The sequence below is a fragment of the Streptomyces sp. URMC 124 genome (assembly GCF_051386455.1).
In the GTDB taxonomy this organism is placed as follows: Bacteria; Actinomycetota; Actinomycetes; order Streptomycetales; family Streptomycetaceae; genus Streptomyces.
This window is the reverse complement of the sequence record NZ_JBPQTS010000166.1, coordinates 1-15,632: the sequence shown is the minus strand read 5'-3', so window position 1 is coordinate 15,632 and position 15,632 is coordinate 1. Positions and strand designations below refer to the sequence as shown.

Below are 15,632 nucleotides of genomic sequence, written 5' to 3'. Positions count from 1 at the left end.
GGGCGGGGAGGGGGAGGGAGAGGAGGAGGGAGACGAGGAGCTCTCACACGTGGGTGAGCCAGCCGTGGCGGTCGGCCACCCGGCCGTGGGCCACGTCCTGGAAGGCCTCGCGCAGCAGCCGGGTGACCGGTCCGCAGCCTCCGTCGCCGACCGGGCGGTCGTCGACGGAGGCGACCGGGACGATCTCGGCGGCGGTGCCGGTGAGGAACGCCTCGTCGGCCACGTAGAGCTCGCTACGGGTCAGGCTCTGCTCCCTGACCTCGTGGCCGAGGTCGCGGGCGAGCGTGATGACGGTGTCCCGGGTGATGCCGGGCAGGATGTTGTCGCTGACCGGCGGGGTGATCAGCACTCCGTCCCGTACGGCGAAGACGTTCGCGGCGGAGGCCTCGGCCACGTGCCCGCCCGGAGTGAGCATCAGGGCGTCGTCGTACCCCGCGCGGACCGCGGCGACCTTGGCCAGTGCGGAGTTGACGTACGCGCCGGTCGCCTTCGCCAGCGGCGGCACCGAGTGGACGCCGTTGCGCTGCCAGCTGCTGACCATCAGCCGGCAGCCCTCCTGCTCCGCCTTCTCCCCCAGGTACGAGCCCCAGGGCCAGGCGGCGACGGCGACCCTGGTGCTGTCCAGCCGGGGCGCGACGCCCATGGTGCCGTACGCGAGGTAGACCAGGGGGCGGAGGTAGCCGCTCTCCAGGCCGGTGCGGCGCAGCAGTTCGAGGCTCGCCTCGGCGAGTTCGTCGACGCTGTGGCCCGGATCCATGAGGTAGACGCGTGCCGAGTCGTGCAGCCGCCTGAGGTGCTCGCGCAGCCGGAAGACGGCCGGTCCCTGCGCCGTGGGGTAGGCGCGGATGCCCTCGTAGACGCCCCATCCGTAGTGGAGGCTGGGGGTGAGGACGTGCACCTGGGCCTCGTCCCAGGGGACGAACTTCCCGTCCATCCAGATGGTGCCGGTGGGCGTGAGCTTCATCGTGGGGCTCCGGAGTGCGAAGAGGGGGAGGGGATACGGGAGGGGACGGGGGCGGCCGGGCTGCCGGCCAGCTCCAGGCGGCGCTCGACGCTGCGGGACTGGAGGTCCAGTACGTCGTGGTAGGTCCCGGCGTCCGGCCCGTGGAAGGCGAACCAGCCCCAGCGGGGCCGCAGGGCGCAGCCGCGCTGGGCCTTGGCCTCGTAGGTGGCGAGCCCGTAGTGGATGCGGCGGATGCCGTTGTCCAGCGCCCAGCGGGCCGTCTCGTGGTAGGTGAGGGCGAGGTAGCAGCCCGCGGCCTCGGGGGCGAAGCCCACGGTCCGCAGGAAGAGCGAGTCGCCTGCCCTGAGGTACAGCGCGAAGCCGAGCGTCCGGCCGTCGCGGACGGCGCCCAGCACCACGCACGATGCGCCGATGTCCTCCCGGAGCGCCTCGAAGTCGCGGCGGACGCGCTCGTGTCCTCCGGGCAGTCCGTACTTCGCCCGGTGCGCCACCTGGAGGGCGATCACCTCGTCGTCGACGGCCGCGGGGCCGGAGGTGGCGACGGTGCGGAAGCCGGCCTGCTCGTACGCTCCGACCTCCTTGCGCAGCCCTCTGCGGCGGCGGCTGCTGAGCCCGGCCACGTACTCCTCCCAGTCCTCCGCGTCCAGGTGGTGCACGGCCTCGGCGCCGAGCAGCGCCGCGCGGTATCCGGCCCGGCCGGCGGCGGCGTCCACCGCGTCGGCGTCGGGCTCGCCCACGTACAGCAGGGCGGTGCTGCGGCAGCCCAGTCCGGCCGCGGCCCGCTGGAGGAGGGCGGGGAGCGCGGCCATGACCGCCTGCCGCTGCCGCGGGGAGCGCCCGGGGGCGTGGACCACGCCGTGGTGGTTGCCGAAGGTGGCGAGGGCCAGCGAGGGGTAGTGGTCCGGGCGGCCTTCGGGCAGGGCCGCCGTCAGCTCGTCCCAGCGTTCGCGGTCGGCCGGGTCGAGGAGCGCGGGCTCGGCCATGGGCGACGCCGTGCCGGCCAGCCGCGGGGCGTCGTAGAAGAGCAGTCCCCCGGCCTCGCGGGTGAGCAGCAGCGTGGCCAGGGCCACCACCCGCCCCCCTTCGAGCACTTCGAGGCAGTGCACCTCGTGGAGGTCCGTGCGCGCGGTGAAACGCAGCCATCGGGCGTCGTCCCAGACGAGGCCGGGGTGGTCGAGGCCGGCGAAGTCGCGGCTTCCCGGGAGGGAGCCGGGCGGCAGCAGGCGGGCCGTGTACGGGCCGTCCGGCAGGCCGGTCGCGGTCATCTCGGTCGCGGTCATCGCGCGCCTCCTTCGGCGGGGCCGGAACCGGCGACCGCGGCGACCGCGGCGACCGCGGCGGCCGCGGCGGCCGGGGCGGGCTCTTCGGCGGGCTCCCCGGCGTGCTCCCAGCCGAAGCCCGCGCCGACCAGCTCGGCGGTGGCGTCGATCCTGGCGTCCAGGGCGGCGGCGTCCGCGTCGGTCACCACCCAGCTGGCCAGGAAGTCGCCGGACTTGCGCAGCCGGTAGCGCTCCCCGCTCCAGTCGTCGCCGATACGGGTGGCGAGGACGAAGTCGTGCGCGCCGGGAGGCGCTTGGGGAAGGCGGAGCACCCTGCCGCGTTTCGGCGGGATGCCGCAGAAGGCGGCGCGGGGGGCCGTGCGCGCCGCTTCCCGCACCGTGTCGAGCGCGACGGGCAGTCCGCACTCCACACGGGCCCACAGCTCCCGCGGGTCGATGCCCAGGACGTGGCGGAGCATGGCGGGGATGGGGCCGCCGCCGATGCGGGCGGCCACCTCGCACAGCACGATCCGGCCGTTGTTGCTGCCGCTGCCGCTGCCGCTGCCGCTGCCGCTGCCGCTGCCGCTGCCGCTGCCGCTGCCGCTGCCGCTGCCGGTGACGAAGAACTCGGCGTGCACGCAGACGGTGTCCGGCGAGGGGAGCGCGTCGATCAGGCGCCACGTCTCCGCGACCAGCCGTTCGTGGAGCGGATCGGCGGGGTCGAGGTTGCGGGAGCCGAACGGGGCGTCGTCCCAGTGGCTCAGGCACCCGGCGCCGGTGTAACGGGAGGCGACGGCGGCGACCCGTTCACCGTCCACCCGGAAGGCGTCCACGTGGTGCACGGCGCCCTCGACGAACTCCTCGACCTCGTACGAGCCGCCCGCCACCTCCTCGGCGAGAGCGGCCGCCCGGTCCGGTCCGTCGAGCACGACCACGCCCGCGGAACCGGAGCCGCTTCTCGGCTTCACGACGACCCGGCCGGGGTGGGCGGCCATGAAGTCCGTGATGTCGCGCACGCTGCCGACGGGTGCGAAGGCGGGCACCGGGATCCCGGCGGCCCGCGCGTACCCCTTCATCAGGACCTTGTCCCGGTACGCGGCGGCGGTGGCGGTGCCGAGGCCGGGCAGTCCGAGCTCGCCGCGCAGCAGGGCGGCGCGTTCGACGTCGGCCTCCGCCAGGGCCAGTACGGCGCGCGGCCGGTGCCGGCGGGCGGCTTCCCGCGCGGCGGCCAGCACGGCGTTGTCGCACGTGTAGTCGGCAACGGTGACGACTTCCGCGAAACCGGGGCCCACGGAGGCCCCGGCGGCGGTGACCGCCACCAGCCGGCCCGCCTCCTCCGGCAGCCACGAGGCGAACGGGAGCCCCGCCTGACGCGGGCTGATCAGCACGAGGATCACGCGGCACCCTCCCCGGCTGAGGCGGCTGAGGCGGCTGAGGCGGCTGCGGTGGCCGGGGTGGCCGGCGGAGCCGCGGCGGTCACCGTGGCCGCGGGCCCGGACACGGGTACGGGCCCCGGGAGGCCGAGCCGGGCGGCCAGGTCGCCGAGCGCCGCCGCGGTGCCCGCGTCCAGGGGAATGCCGTGGGCCTCCCGCGCCCGCGCGTGGGCACGTTGGGGGTCCCCGGGGGCCACGACGGGCCGGTCCGTGGCGGCGGGCGCGGTGCGCACCGTGGTCAGCAGGTCCGTCAGCCCGGTGCCGAAGCTCTCCGTGCCGGTGAACGCGGCCGGGTCCAGGGCGAGCACCAGGTGCCCGATCCCGCGGCTCTCTCCCGCGCTGCCCTCGCCGACCTGGGAGAGCCGCCAGTCGGGAGCGGTGCCGGTGAGGACGGCGCCGAGCAGGGTGACGGCCATCGCCAGGCCCTGCCCCTTGTAACCGCCCAGCGGCGACAGCGCGTACGCCGCGTCGGGGTGCGCGGTGGCCCGCCCGTGGCGGTCGGTCGCCCAGCCGCCGTCCAGGCCGCGGCCCTCGGCCCTGCGCTGCTTCACCTCGCCGAAGCAGACCTGGCTGGTGGCCATGTCCAGGGCGAACTCCTCGTCCCCGCTGCCCGCGGCCACGCTGATGGGATTGGTCCCGAACAGCGGCTCGACGCCTCCGTACGGCGCCACCCGGGACGCGGCGGAGGTGACCGCGATGCCCACCAGGCCCTTCCGCGCCAGGCTCCGCGTGTAGACGGACGCGGCACCGAAGTGGTTCGAGTTGCGGACGCCGACGGCGGCGACGCCGAACTCCGCGGCCCGCTCGGCGGCGAGCCGTGCGGCCGACAGCCCGGCCAGCACGCCCAGCGAACCGCCGGCGTCCATGAGCAGCCCGGCGCCCCGGTCCCGTACGACGGACGGACGGGCCGCCGCCGCGGCCACTCCGGTCGACAGCTCCCCGAGGTACTGCGGGAGCAGACGGAGGCCGTGCGTGTCGATGCCGCGCAGCGAGGTGTCCACCAGTGCGTCGGCCACCTGTTCCGCCTCCGCCACGGACAGGCCCGCCGCGGCGAACGCCTCCCGGGCGAGCGTGCGCGCCTGCCGCGCGTGGATCACCCGGTCCCCGGTCGCAGGGGCGGACTCGGTGGCGCCGGGTGTCCCGGTCAGGTCTTCAGCGATCAACGAGGGCTCCTGTGCACGAAGTGGTGGGTGCCGGTTCCCGGCATGTCGAGGGGCGGGCCGAGGACTTCGAAGCCGTGCTTCCGGTAGAAGCCCAGGGCCTCGTCCGGGGCGAGGCACCAGACGGCGTCGGCACCGTCCAGCGCGGCGAGGGTGAGCGCGGTGCGCAGGAGCGCGGTGCCCGCGCCGGTGCCGCGCGCCTCGTCGAGCGTGGCCATGTCGCGCAGCCGCCGCCCGCGGCCGGGTCGCAGCCCCGGGACGGCGTACCCGGCCGGCGGGTCCCCGGCGTGGAGGGAGACCGCGCCCACCGCACGGCCCTGCCGGAGGGCGGCCAGGTGCCGCGTGTCCGGGAGGTCGTCCTCCGGGTGGGCGCAGCCGTCCGCCGTCCGCCCGGGGCCCGGTACCTGCTGCCGGACCGGGCGTACGCGGCCGGCCGGCACCTGGTGGACGTACCAGCCGTGGGCCGCGGGGTCCGGGAGGTATCCGGAGCCGGGGCGGTCCGGCAGGGTGACCCGGCCGGTTTCGTCGAGGGCGAGGCCCTGCCCGGTGTCCACCGCGAGCAGGTCGACCACGTCGACGTCGAGGTGGTCGGCCAGGCCGCCGAGGTGGGCGGTGGCGGAGACGCCCGCGGCGGACTCGGGCATGCAGCCGAGCATGGTGATCAGTCCGCGTTCCCGGGCGGCCCGCAGCAGGGCGAGGGCCGGGGTGATGCCGCCGGACTTCATGGGCTTCACGTTGATGCCGTGGAAGGCCTCGGTGCAGGCGTCCAGGTCGGCCGGGGAGGTGATGCTCTCGTCGGCGATGACGGGGATCGGGCTGAGTTCCTTCAGGGCGCGGGCGTCGTCCCAGGCGGCGCGCGGGAAGGGCTGTTCGATCAGCTCGACCCCGAGGCTCTGCAGCTCGGGCAGCACGGGCACGAGCCGGGAGAGCTCCCAGCCGCAGTTGCCGTCGATGGAGAAGGGCGCGTCGGTCCGGCCGCGCAACTCCCGCAGGATGCTCAGATCGCCGGGATCGGCGAGTTTGACCTTGTACGCGCGCCAGCCCGGCCGCTCCAGCAGCTTGCGGACCATCGTCTCGGGGGTGTCGAGTCCGATGCTGAAGCTGGAGCGCAGCCCCTGCGGCCGGTCCAGGCCGAGGGACTCCCACAGCGGAATCCCGAGCAGCCGGGCGCGCAGGTCGTTCACCGCGGTGTCGAGGGCGGCGAGCACGAAGGGCGATCCGGGCAGCGCGTCGGCCAGCCGGCGCCAGACGGCAGCGGGGTCGCCCGGGTGCAGCGTGGCCAGCAGCGGTGCGATCCGCCGCAGGTCCGCGTGGATCCGGTCCGGGCCGGAGTTGTAGTGGTCGGTCATGAAGCAGGACGCCTCGCCGTAGCCGGACACGCCGTCCTGCTCGACCTCGACGATCACGGTGCGCGTCACCGGGATGGCTTCCCGTGCCGAGCGCCATACGTGACGCTGCGTCAGCTCGGCTTCGTGTGCGGTGACCTTCACCGGACGCCCGCTCGCTGCGGCTGCGGCTGCGGCTGCGGCTGGGGCTGCGGTTGTGACTGAGGCTGTGCCTGCGCCTGCGCCTGCGACTGCGACTGGGGTTGCGCCTGCGCCTGGGGTTGCGGCGCGGCCGTGTCCGGCTGTCCGGGGAACCAGGAGCCCAGCGCGGGGCGGAGGTCGTCGAACCACTCGGCCTCCGGGTCGTAGCGGGCGAAGAACTGCCGCCCCACGTGCCGGGGATCGCGGGCCTGGAGCAGCCGCAGCGAGAAGACCCGCTCTCCGGCGATGGTGCTGACGGCGTCCAGCAGCACCTTTCCGGGAGCCGCCGACATCACCGGGCCGCGGGCGGAGCGGGCCAGCCCGGAGACGCCGCGGAGGGCGTCGGTGTAGATGTCCAGGGCCTTGGCGAGGGGGACGCCGAAGTAGCTGCGGGCACCGGTGTCCCGCTCGACGAACATGTAGTACGGCACGACGCCCAGCTCCACGAGCTGCTGCCACATCCGGGCCCACACGTCCGCGCGGTCGTTGACGTGGCCGACCAGCGGCGCCTGGGCGCGGATCACCGCACCGGTCGACCGCAACCGGGCGATGGCCTCCCGGACGACCGGGGTCTCCAGCTCCCTCGGGTGGGAGAAGTGCGCCATCACCGCGACGTGGCGGCCGGCCGCGACACAGCGTTCGAGCAGGCGCAGGAGGTCGTCGGCGTCGGCGTCGGTGGTGAACCGGGCCGGCCAGTAGGAGAGCGCCTTGGTGCCGAACCGCAGCGTGCGGACGCTCTCCATGGCCGGGTCGAGCAGCGCCTCGACCCAGCGCTTCAGCACCTCGGTCTTCATGATCATCGGGTCGCCGCCGGTGAACAGGACGTCGGTCACCTCGGGATGGGCCGCTATGTAGCCGGTGAGGTCGGCCGGCGCGCGCAGCGCCTGCCGCAGCTCGGCCACGCCGACGAACTGGGCCCAGCGGAAGCAGTATCCGCAGTACGCGTGGCAGGTCTGGCCCTGCGAGGGGAAGACCAGCAGCGTCTCGGCGTACTTGTGCTGGAGCCCGTCGAGCCTGCGGCCGTCCAGCGTGGGCACGTTGGCCTCCAGCTGGTCGCCGGGGTGCGGGTTGAGCAGCTCCTGGGCGTCGGCGGCGGCCTTGCGCAGGACGTCGCGCGGCGCGCCGCCGTCGTGGAGCGACGCGATGTTGCCGAAGATCTCCGGCGGGAGCATGTCGCGGTGCGGGAAGGTGAGCCGGAAGATCGGGTCGTCGGGCGCCGCGGACCAGTCGATGAGCTGGTCGGCGACGTATTCGTTCACCTTGAACGGCAGGACGGAGGAGACGACCCGAAGGTCGCGCAGGTACTCGTCGGACATTCCGCGGTCGCGGGCGAGCGCCGCCAGACGTTCGTGGGAGTAGGTCTTCACCGGGAATCCCCTTGGATCCTCAGTGGCGGCGGTCAGCCGCCACCGGTCGTGTGCGAGGGCAGCGTCAGTGGGCGATGTGGGAGCGGGACCAGTCGAAGTCCACCTGGTCGGCGACGCCCATCTGCTCGACCAGCTTGTGCAGTCCGGTGTAGTCGCGGACCAGCCGCTTGCGGCCCGCCTCCGCCTGGCAGTCCGCGAGCATCTCGTGCCCGCCGGCGACACCGGCGAGGTCGACGATCCGGTGCCAGGTCGCGTAGTCGTTGGTCACGAAGGCGTCCAGCCCCTCCATCAGCATGTCCAGGAAGTACCTGCGCTGAGGGGCGTCGAGATGGCCGTAGACCGTTTCGGCGAGCACGTGCGAGATGGACGCGTGACAGTACTCGTCCCGGTTGTGCAGCTTCGCGGTCGTGCTGTTGATCGGCTGGATCGCGGTGTCCTCGGCGAGCAGGTCGAGGTACGCGTTGATGGAGATCTCGGAGACCGTCGCGAAGGCCAGCGTCGTCAGCGACCGCTCCCAGCGCTCCCCGGCCCGGTCCCGCAACTCCTGGTGGACGCGCGCGGTGTGGGACAGGGGCAGCGCCTCGTCCGGCATGGCGTGGCCCCGGCGGCGACGGGTCACCGCGCTCGCGTTGAGGTGCATGAGCGTGTGGTACTGCTCGTCGACCATCGCCTGGGCCAGCGACAGGTGGAGCGCCTCGCCGCCGAGGCCCGGGTACTCGCCCTCCATGACCAGGGCGAAGGCGGGGTTGGCCACCTTCTGCTCCGCCATGACGGTGTGCCGGTTGTACGCGATCCACGCCCAGCTCAGCAGCTCGGACCGCTTCGCCGGATCCAGGGCCAGGTAGGTCGGGTGGTCGTGGAAGGGCAGGATCCGCTCGGGGTAGTCCGCGCGCTCGGGGTCGAAGAGCTCGTCGAGGTCGGGCTCGTCCCGCTTCACGGTGGCCCGGCGGTGCCAGTTGCCGACGAGGCGGCGGATCACGGCGCTCTCCACCGGGTCGTCCGGGTCGAAGGAGGGGACGCCCTCGGGCAGCGGGGGGCCCGGGATCTCCTGCGCGGCCGCCGCGTCGCGGCCGTCGGCGGTCGGGGAATCGCCGTTCATCACATTCCTTACTACGGGGGAGCGGTGCCGGCCGGCCCGGCTGGTGGTCGGAGCGCCACCTGCCGGTGGCGGTGCTGCGGGGGACCGGGCTCAGGACTCCTGGAGCCAGTAGCGGGTGAGGTGGCGCCGCGCGTCGCTGTAGGAGGAGCGGGCGTGCAGCATCCGGTGGTTGTCCCAGACGAGAACCGAGTTCTCCGGGATGAGGACGGACACCTTGTGCTCGCGGAAGAACGTCTCGGCGCGGACGGCCAGTTCGCGGCCGAGGGCTCCCAGGGGGAGCTCGTCGGCGGGCACGTCGGCATCCACCGGGGGGTCGTAGTGCCCGGCCGTCAGCAGGTTGTAGCTGAACCGGACGACGTCCCGGCCGCCGGGCGTGCGCTCCACCACGGGGCGGCGGACGCCGGCGGTGCCGGTTCCTCCGGTGTTGTGGCCCACCCAGTCGATGCCCTCGCCGTGCACCGCCCGGCGCTCCGCCTCGCCGAGGGAGGCGGTGAAGGCGTACGCGTCGGCGAGCTCGGTCTGTCCGCTGCCGCACCGGGCCTGGACCCGGCAGTGCAGGGCCAGGTACCGGGGCGGCGGGTCCCAGCCGGGCGCCTCGGTGTGCACCAGGATGGTGTTGGTGCTCTTGGAGTAACGCCGGTCCTCGAAGCCGGGGGCGGCCTTCACCTGGTAGCGCAGCTGTCCGTCGTACTGCGGCATCAGCGCGCCGAAGCCCCGCAGGGCCTCGGCGGCCTCTTCGTCGGTGGTGATGCCCCCGATCAGGGTGTAGCCCTGACCGAGGAGTTCCTGAGTAGGCGATGTTTCGGCAGTCGTCATGATCTGCGCTGCTCCATGTCTGTTCCTGAGGTGGGGGCGCATGGGCGGCCGGGCGCACCGGGCGGGGCCACCGCCCCGGCGGGGCGGGCTCCTTCGCAGGCACCGGGAAGAGGGCGCGCACCCCGAGGGGGCCTCGCGCGGGAGGCGGCCTCGAGGGGTGCGGGGCGTCCGGGGTGCTCGAAACGCGCGGCGCCGCCGTCCGGGAGAAGGATCCGGCGGCCGGGCACGACGTGCGGGCCGCGGCGGATCCGGGTGGCGGCAGGGGAGAAGGTGCCGGAGCTCAGCTGCCCCAGGTCACGTCGTTGCGGTCGTGGCCGTGGCGGACCGGCTGGTCGACCGGCACGGTCACGGGATGCGGACCGTCGGCACGGACCGGGGCGCCGGCCGGGGTGTCGCCCGGGGAGGCCGCCTGGGTGAAGAGGAGGGCGCCGAGCGCGATGACGCCGGCGGCGATGGTCCTGGAAGTCTGCTTGAATCTCACAGAAGGCCCCCTTCGGTGAATTGCTCTCTGCGCTTTCGATGGACTGCCGGCGCTTGCCCGGAAGCGTGATTTCTCCTTCCCGCCTCGCCGGTACGGCCACTCTGGCGCCTCACCGGTTCCGGTGGAAGGGGATCCGGGTGGACGGAATATGTCGTGTCCTAACCCGTCCAGTGCCGAAGGAAGGCCTGGGAGTTCCCGTAATCCGGAATCAGCGCCGCGCCGCAGGAGGCCGTCCGGAAGGGGGCCAGCCGGGAATGGGCGGCGAGGGCGCGCGCGCAAAGCGCGGCGGCCCGGAGTTCCGCGGCGGCCAGGCTGGGCGCGGTGAGAAAGAGGCCGACGACCGGCCCGCCGGGGTCCTCCGGGTGCACGCTGACGTGTTCCAGGCCGTCGCCGGAGCCGGCGCAGCAGGCGAAGAGGGACCCCGTCTCCTCGGGCAGCGGCACATCCGCAGGTCCGTGCAGACGGACGTGTACGAGGTACATGGTTCCCCCTTTCCCTCTTGCGCGTGTTTCCGTGTCGTGGCGGTCCGGGCGGAGTTGTGGTGGCCGGGGCCCGAGTCGTGGTGCTCCGGTCCGGAGTGGTGGTGGTCCGGTCCGGACCGGACCGATCCGTGCCGGGGCCTTTGGCGGGGTGCGGGGCATGGATGCGAGTGATGGTTACTGCCGGCCGGTTCATCCGGAGGGAGACCGGCCGCGGCGAGACCCGGGGCAGCCGTCGATGACGCGGGCCGCGCCGCGACCCGCTGTCCACGGGGGAGTTGAGCGGTCGGTTCCCTACGGTGGCGCCAAGTGGCCCTCGCGGGCGCCGATTCCGGCCCGGCAGCGGCGGCGGGCGGGGGCTTGCTCCGGGTGCCGGGGCGTGAGCCGAACGCGTCCTGCGCGGATGCGGGGCCCGTGCGTACGCCCGGTGCCCGACTGACCATTGATACACCACCACCGAGGCCGTGGGGGCGCGTTTTCCGGACATGTCCGCCGCCGGTAGGGCCTTCCGGGCAGGGCTTCCCGCTCCGTAGGACATCTGCCGATTCGCCTACCGATATCACCCCCTTCCGGGGAAGCTGGGTAACATGAGCATCACGGAAACCGCCGCGCCGAGCCACTTCCGCAACTCCGTGGACACGAACATTGACCGGAGGGGATTACCTCCCATGCTGGCTGTGCTGGGACTCGACACGGACACCGAACGCGTCTACCGCGCCATGCTGGCCCACCCCGACGACGGGGTGACCGCCCTCTCCCAGCGCCTCGCCCTGTCCGAGGACGCGCTGCGCGGCTGCCTCGACCGGCTCAGCTCCCTCGCGCTCATCCGGCCGTCCGGTCAGGCCGAGACGGCGTTCCGTGTGCTCGGGCCGGAACAGGCCATGAACCTGCTGCTCGCTCGTCAGCAGGCCGACCTCGCCGCCCACCAGGAGCGCGTCGAAGCCGCCCGGGCCGCCGCCGCGCAGCTGATCGCCGAGTGCTCCGCCCTGCGGGGGCCCTCCGTCGGGTTCTGTGCCGAACAGCTCACCGGTGCGGAGGAGATACGCGACCGGCTCGCCCGTCTCGCCGCCGGCGTCCAGCACGAGATCATGACCTTCGCCCCCGGCGGGGCCCACACGGAGAGCGACCTCGAGGCCAGCCGCGGGCCGAACGCGGCCCTGCTGGAACGCGGCGTCACCATGCGCACCATTTACCTCGACAGCGTCCGCAACCACCAGCCGACCCTCCACCACGTCGACTGGCTGCACCAGCACGGCGGCCAGGTACGCACCGCGCCCACCCTGCCCATCAGGATGATCATCGCGGACCGGAGCCAGGCCGTTCTTCCCCTGGACACCGAAGACGCCCAGGTCGGCGCCGTGGTCCTCACGGGCCAGGGCATCACCACGGCCCTGTGCGAGCTGTTCGAGAACACCTGGCGGACCGCCACCCCCCTGGGCCCCGCCGTCACCGTCGAACGCGACGACAACGGCCTCACCCGCCAGCACCGCGAGGTCCTCCGGATGCTCGCCGAGGGGCTCACCGACCAGGCCATCGCCAAGCGGCTCGGCGTCTCCTCCCGCACGGCCCGGCGCTTCGCGGCCGAGCTGATGGACGCGCTGGAGGCGCGCAGCCGTTTCGAGGCGGGCGTCCACGCGGTCCAGAACGGCTGGCTCCCCTCGAGCCGCGCGTGATCCGGCCCCGGAGGCGATAGGCCGGGACTCCTCCCGGGCCGGAAGTACCCCTGGGCCGGATTCCTCCCGGCTCGGAAGTACCCCTGGGCCGGAATCCTCCCGGGCCGGATTCCTCCCGGGGCGGATTCCTCCTGGGCCGGATTCCTCCTCCCGGGTCACTCCGGGCCAGTCCTGTCCGGTTTGGCCCGTTTCTCTGTTGGCCCATGAATGCCATGGCCGCTAGCGGCCAGATCGGGAGGGTTGCCTCCCGGGTATTGCCGATCGCATCGTGTTCTGCGTGTGCGGCGCCACGAAGTCCGCGTAAAGCGCGAATCCGTGGCCGATGGATGCCGCCGTCCTGTGCCGATTTCCCTTACGCGGCTTCGGAATCCACAGAATCCAGAACGATCGGCAGAGGCGGTGGCCCGAGTGACGGAAGCCATGACCACGGCAGCGCCCGTGCCCCCTTCGCCCCTGGCATTCAGGATATTCCTCGGCGGGCAGAGCGTATCGCTGATAGGCGACGGTCTGGCGATTCTCGCGATTCCGCTGCTCGTCCTTCAGGTCAGCGGGTCCCCGTACGCCGCGGTGCTGGCCGCCATCCCGCGCACCGTCGGGTATCTGCTGGTCGGCCTGCCCGCCGGTGCACTGGTGGATCGGCTGAACCCCCGCAACGTCATGCTGGCCATGGACGCCGTGCGGTTCGGGGTCTTCGTCACCTTCGCCTTGCTCGCGGCCACCTCCCAGCTGCACGTCCCCGTGATCCTCGCCCTGGCCTTCGTGGCCGCGGGGGCCGGTGTGTTCTTCGAGACCGCGCTGACGGTGGCGGTGCGCGACCTGGTCGAGGAGGAACGGCTCGTCCGGACGAACTCGCTGCTGGAAGCGGCGAACCAGGGCGCGCAGATCATCGGCCCCGGCCTGGTCGGTGTGCTGTCGGCGCTGTGGGGTCTGCAGGTGGCCCTGCTGGTCAACGCCTCCACGTTCGCCGTGTCCTTCGCCACCGTCCTCCACGTGCTGCGCGGCAGGGGGCGCACGAGCCGGACTCCCTCCGCGCCCCTGCCGGCGGCGCTGCGCGGGGTGGCGAGGGACCTGGCCGAGGGGTTCCGCTGCCTGCGGTCCCTGCGGGTCGTGCTCGTGGTGACGTGCCTCCAGGCGAGCGCCAACCTGTTCCTCGCTGTCGGCTACCTCCTGGTCTTCTACCTGCGCGACACCCTCCACTTCGGCGCCTCGGCGGTGAGCACCGTCGTCGCGGCGGGCGGTGCGGGCGGGGTGCTCGGGGCGGTGGTGGCGTTCCGGCTGGGCGGCCGGGTGCGGCACGAGGTGCTCATCACGCTCAGCGCGGCCTGCATGGGCATCACCCTGGCCGCCCAGGGGCTGGCGACGTCCCTGGTTCCGCTGCTGCTCCTGAACCTGCTGATGAGCGCCTCCGCGGTAACGGCCGTGGTGATCATCCGCAGCCTGCGGCAACGCGCCGTCCCCCGCGAGCTGCTGGGCCGGGTCAGCGCCACGGCCAGGGTGTCGGCGCTGGCGGCCAGCCCGGTCGGAGCCCTCGCCGGCGGCGCGCTCACCACGCTGAACCACGGGAACCCGCGGCCGGTGTTCGTCGTGGCCGGCGTCCTCAGCGTCCTGACGACCGCCGCCGCCTGGACGTTCGGCCTGCGCACCGGCGCGCACCGGCCGCCCGGCACGGAACGGCGGTCGACCGCATCCGGCACACCCCTCACAGACAACAGCGAACCCAGGGAGGCGCCGTGACCAACGGCATCACACAGCACTACCTCGCGACCGTCGACCACCGGGCCGCCGGCGAGGCGATCCGGAAGGCCGTGGACGCGGAACTCCTCAAGGCCGCCTACGGCGAAGCGTTCCTCGACCGCCCCGTCTTCCTCGAACACGCACAGCAGGAGGGACTGGGCCGCGACCTGTCGGCGCTGTTCCGGCTGCTCACCACCCTCCCCGACCGGGTGGCGGACGGCGACCTCGGCCGCTACTGCGAACTCGTGGGGATGACCCGCTCCCAGGCCGATGCGGTGCGCCGCACGGCGGGTGCCGACCCCGTGCCCCTGGGCCGGGCCGACCTGTACCACGACGGCGACGGATTCCGGCTCCTGGAGTTCAACGTCAGCAGTGCCCTCGGCGGCTTCGAGAACGCCGAGATCAACCGGGCGCTGCTCGACGTCCCGGAGGTGGCCGACTTCGCGGAGCGCGAGCACCTCGCGTACGCCGACACCCTGGGCGAGATCGTCCGCGTCATGCTGGACTCCGCTCGCGCGCCCTGGTGGGGCGACCGGCCGTTCGTCGCGATCGTCGACACGCCCGGCAGCTTCGCGGCCCTGGAGCGCCGGCTCGGCTTCATGGCCCGGCTGCTGGCGGACCACGGCGTGGACGCGGTGGCCTGTCATGCGGGACAGCTGAAGGAGGAGGGCGGACGGCTGTTCGCCGGCGGCCGCCCCGTCGACATCGTCTACCGGTTCTTCATCATCGAGGACCTGCTGGAGGAGCAGGGCGAACTCGGCCTCCTCGACCCGATCCTGCGCTGCCACGAGGGCGGCGGCGTCACCGTGTTCGCCCCGCTCGACACCGAGATGTACGGGAACAAGCGCGCCCTCGCGCTCCTCGGCGAGGAAGAGGTCCGGCAGACCCTGTCCCCCGCGGACCGGGAACTCGTCGACCGCTTCGTCCCCTGGACCAGGCGCGTGCGGCGCGGACCGGTCGAGGTGGCCGGAGACCACGTCGACCTGGAGTCCTACTGCCTGGAGAACCAGGCCTCCCTCGTCCTCAAGCCCAGCCTGCTCCACGGCGGGGCGGGCGTCGCCACCGGCTGGTCGATGACCCCGGCGCAGTGGCGGGAGGCGCTCGACGACGCCCTCCGGAGCCCCTTCGTCGTGCAGCGCCGGGTCGCCCCGGCCCCCGAGCCCTTCCCGGCCGGCGGCGAGGCCGCGGAACAGGTCCTGAACTGGGGCGTCTTCATGGCCGGCGACCGCTACGCGGGGTCCATCGTGCGCGGCGTGAGCGACCCGGACGTGGGCGTGGTCAGCATGGGGACGGGAGCGCGGGTCGGCTGCTGCTTCCACCGCACGACCGAAGGCGGAACCCGGTGACGCCACCTGCCGACGCCCCGGCTGTCGGCGTCCCGGCTGTGGGCGTCCCGGTTCCCGGTGCTCCGGCCGGCGGCGCTCCGGCCCCGGCTCCCGGAGCCCCGGCTGTCGGCGCCCCGGCTCCCGGCGCCGCGGCTGTCGGCGCTCCGGCTTCCGGCGTCCCGGCTGGCGGCACCGCAGCCCCGGCTTCCGGAGCTCCGGCTGTCGGCGCCCCGGATCCCGGCGTCCCGGTTCCCGGCGTCCCGGATCCCGGCGCCCCGGCCCCCGCCGCCCCAGCTGCCGGCGCCCCGGCCGGCGC

The 15,632-nt window shown here is 73.8% G+C and carries 13 protein-coding genes; 3 read left to right on the top strand and 10 right to left on the bottom strand.

What is annotated here, in order from left to right:
• Positions 1 to 43: 43 nt before the first annotated feature.
• The 10 genes from ACSNOG_RS27335 to ACSNOG_RS27290 all read right to left on the bottom strand — a co-directional run bounded on the left by ACSNOG_RS27335 (position 44) and on the right by ACSNOG_RS27290 (position 10,587).
• Positions 44 to 964, bottom strand: coding sequence for a branched-chain amino acid transaminase (locus tag ACSNOG_RS27335; protein ID WP_436755369.1), 921 nt, complete (start codon positions 962 to 964; stop codon positions 44 to 46).
• Positions 961 to 2,244, bottom strand: coding sequence for a GNAT family N-acetyltransferase (locus ACSNOG_RS27330; protein WP_436755368.1), 1,284 nt, complete (start codon positions 2,242 to 2,244; stop codon positions 961 to 963). The genes ACSNOG_RS27335 and ACSNOG_RS27330 overlap by 4 nt, the downstream gene beginning before the upstream one ends.
• Positions 2,241 to 3,620: an ATP-grasp domain-containing protein gene (locus tag ACSNOG_RS27325; RefSeq protein ID WP_436755367.1), complete on the bottom strand. Its 1,380-nt coding sequence runs from the start codon at positions 3,618 to 3,620 to the stop codon at positions 2,241 to 2,243. Before ACSNOG_RS27325 ends, ACSNOG_RS27330 begins: the two co-directional genes overlap by 4 nt.
• Positions 3,617 to 4,819 (bottom strand): Ldh family oxidoreductase, encoded by a 1,203-nt coding sequence (locus tag ACSNOG_RS27320; RefSeq protein WP_436755366.1) that lies wholly within the window; start codon positions 4,817 to 4,819, stop codon positions 3,617 to 3,619. The genes ACSNOG_RS27325 and ACSNOG_RS27320 overlap by 4 nt, the downstream gene beginning before the upstream one ends.
• Complete coding sequence (locus tag ACSNOG_RS27315; protein WP_436755365.1) at positions 4,816 to 6,306, bottom strand: GNAT family N-acetyltransferase; 1,491 nt, start codon at positions 6,304 to 6,306, stop codon at positions 4,816 to 4,818. Before ACSNOG_RS27315 ends, ACSNOG_RS27320 begins: the two co-directional genes overlap by 4 nt.
• The gene (locus tag ACSNOG_RS27310) at positions 6,303 to 7,709 is read right to left on the bottom strand and encodes a KamA family radical SAM protein (protein ID WP_436755364.1); all 1,407 of its coding nucleotides are present in this window, start codon (positions 7,707 to 7,709) and stop codon (positions 6,303 to 6,305) included. The genes ACSNOG_RS27315 and ACSNOG_RS27310 overlap by 4 nt, the downstream gene beginning before the upstream one ends.
• 64 nt (positions 7,710 to 7,773) lie before the next feature.
• Complete coding sequence (locus ACSNOG_RS27305) at positions 7,774 to 8,808, bottom strand: AurF N-oxygenase family protein (RefSeq protein ID WP_436755363.1); 1,035 nt, start codon at positions 8,806 to 8,808, stop codon at positions 7,774 to 7,776.
• A gap of 90 nt (positions 8,809 to 8,898) precedes the next feature.
• A complete protein-coding gene (locus ACSNOG_RS27300; RefSeq protein WP_436755362.1) occupies positions 8,899 to 9,624 on the bottom strand; it encodes a TauD/TfdA family dioxygenase in 726 nt (241 codons plus the stop codon).
• A 280-nt stretch (positions 9,625 to 9,904) separates the two neighbouring features.
• Positions 9,905 to 10,105 (bottom strand): hypothetical protein, encoded by a 201-nt coding sequence (locus ACSNOG_RS27295; protein ID WP_436755361.1) that lies wholly within the window; start codon positions 10,103 to 10,105, stop codon positions 9,905 to 9,907.
• Positions 10,106 to 10,263: 158 nt separating this feature from the next.
• Positions 10,264 to 10,587, bottom strand: a complete 324-nt coding sequence (locus ACSNOG_RS27290) for a hypothetical protein (protein WP_436755360.1) — start codon at positions 10,585 to 10,587, stop codon at positions 10,264 to 10,266.
• 665 nt (positions 10,588 to 11,252) lie between these two features.
• On the opposite strand from ACSNOG_RS27290, the gene ACSNOG_RS27285 reads away from it, so the two are divergent.
• The 3 genes from ACSNOG_RS27285 (at position 11,253) to ACSNOG_RS27275 (ending at position 15,337) form a co-directional block, all read left to right on the top strand.
• Positions 11,253 to 12,257, top strand: coding sequence for a LuxR C-terminal-related transcriptional regulator (locus tag ACSNOG_RS27285; protein ID WP_436755359.1), 1,005 nt, complete (start codon positions 11,253 to 11,255; stop codon positions 12,255 to 12,257).
• A 420-nt stretch (positions 12,258 to 12,677) separates the two neighbouring features.
• Positions 12,678 to 13,991 carry an MFS transporter gene (locus ACSNOG_RS27280; protein WP_436755358.1) on the top strand — a complete coding sequence of 438 codons (1,314 nt, stop codon included), beginning with the start codon at positions 12,678 to 12,680 and terminating at the stop codon, positions 13,989 to 13,991.
• Positions 13,988 to 15,337, top strand: coding sequence for a hypothetical protein (locus ACSNOG_RS27275; RefSeq protein ID WP_436755357.1), 1,350 nt, complete (start codon positions 13,988 to 13,990; stop codon positions 15,335 to 15,337). The genes ACSNOG_RS27280 and ACSNOG_RS27275 overlap by 4 nt, the downstream gene beginning before the upstream one ends.
• Positions 15,338 to 15,632 lie beyond the last annotated feature (295 nt).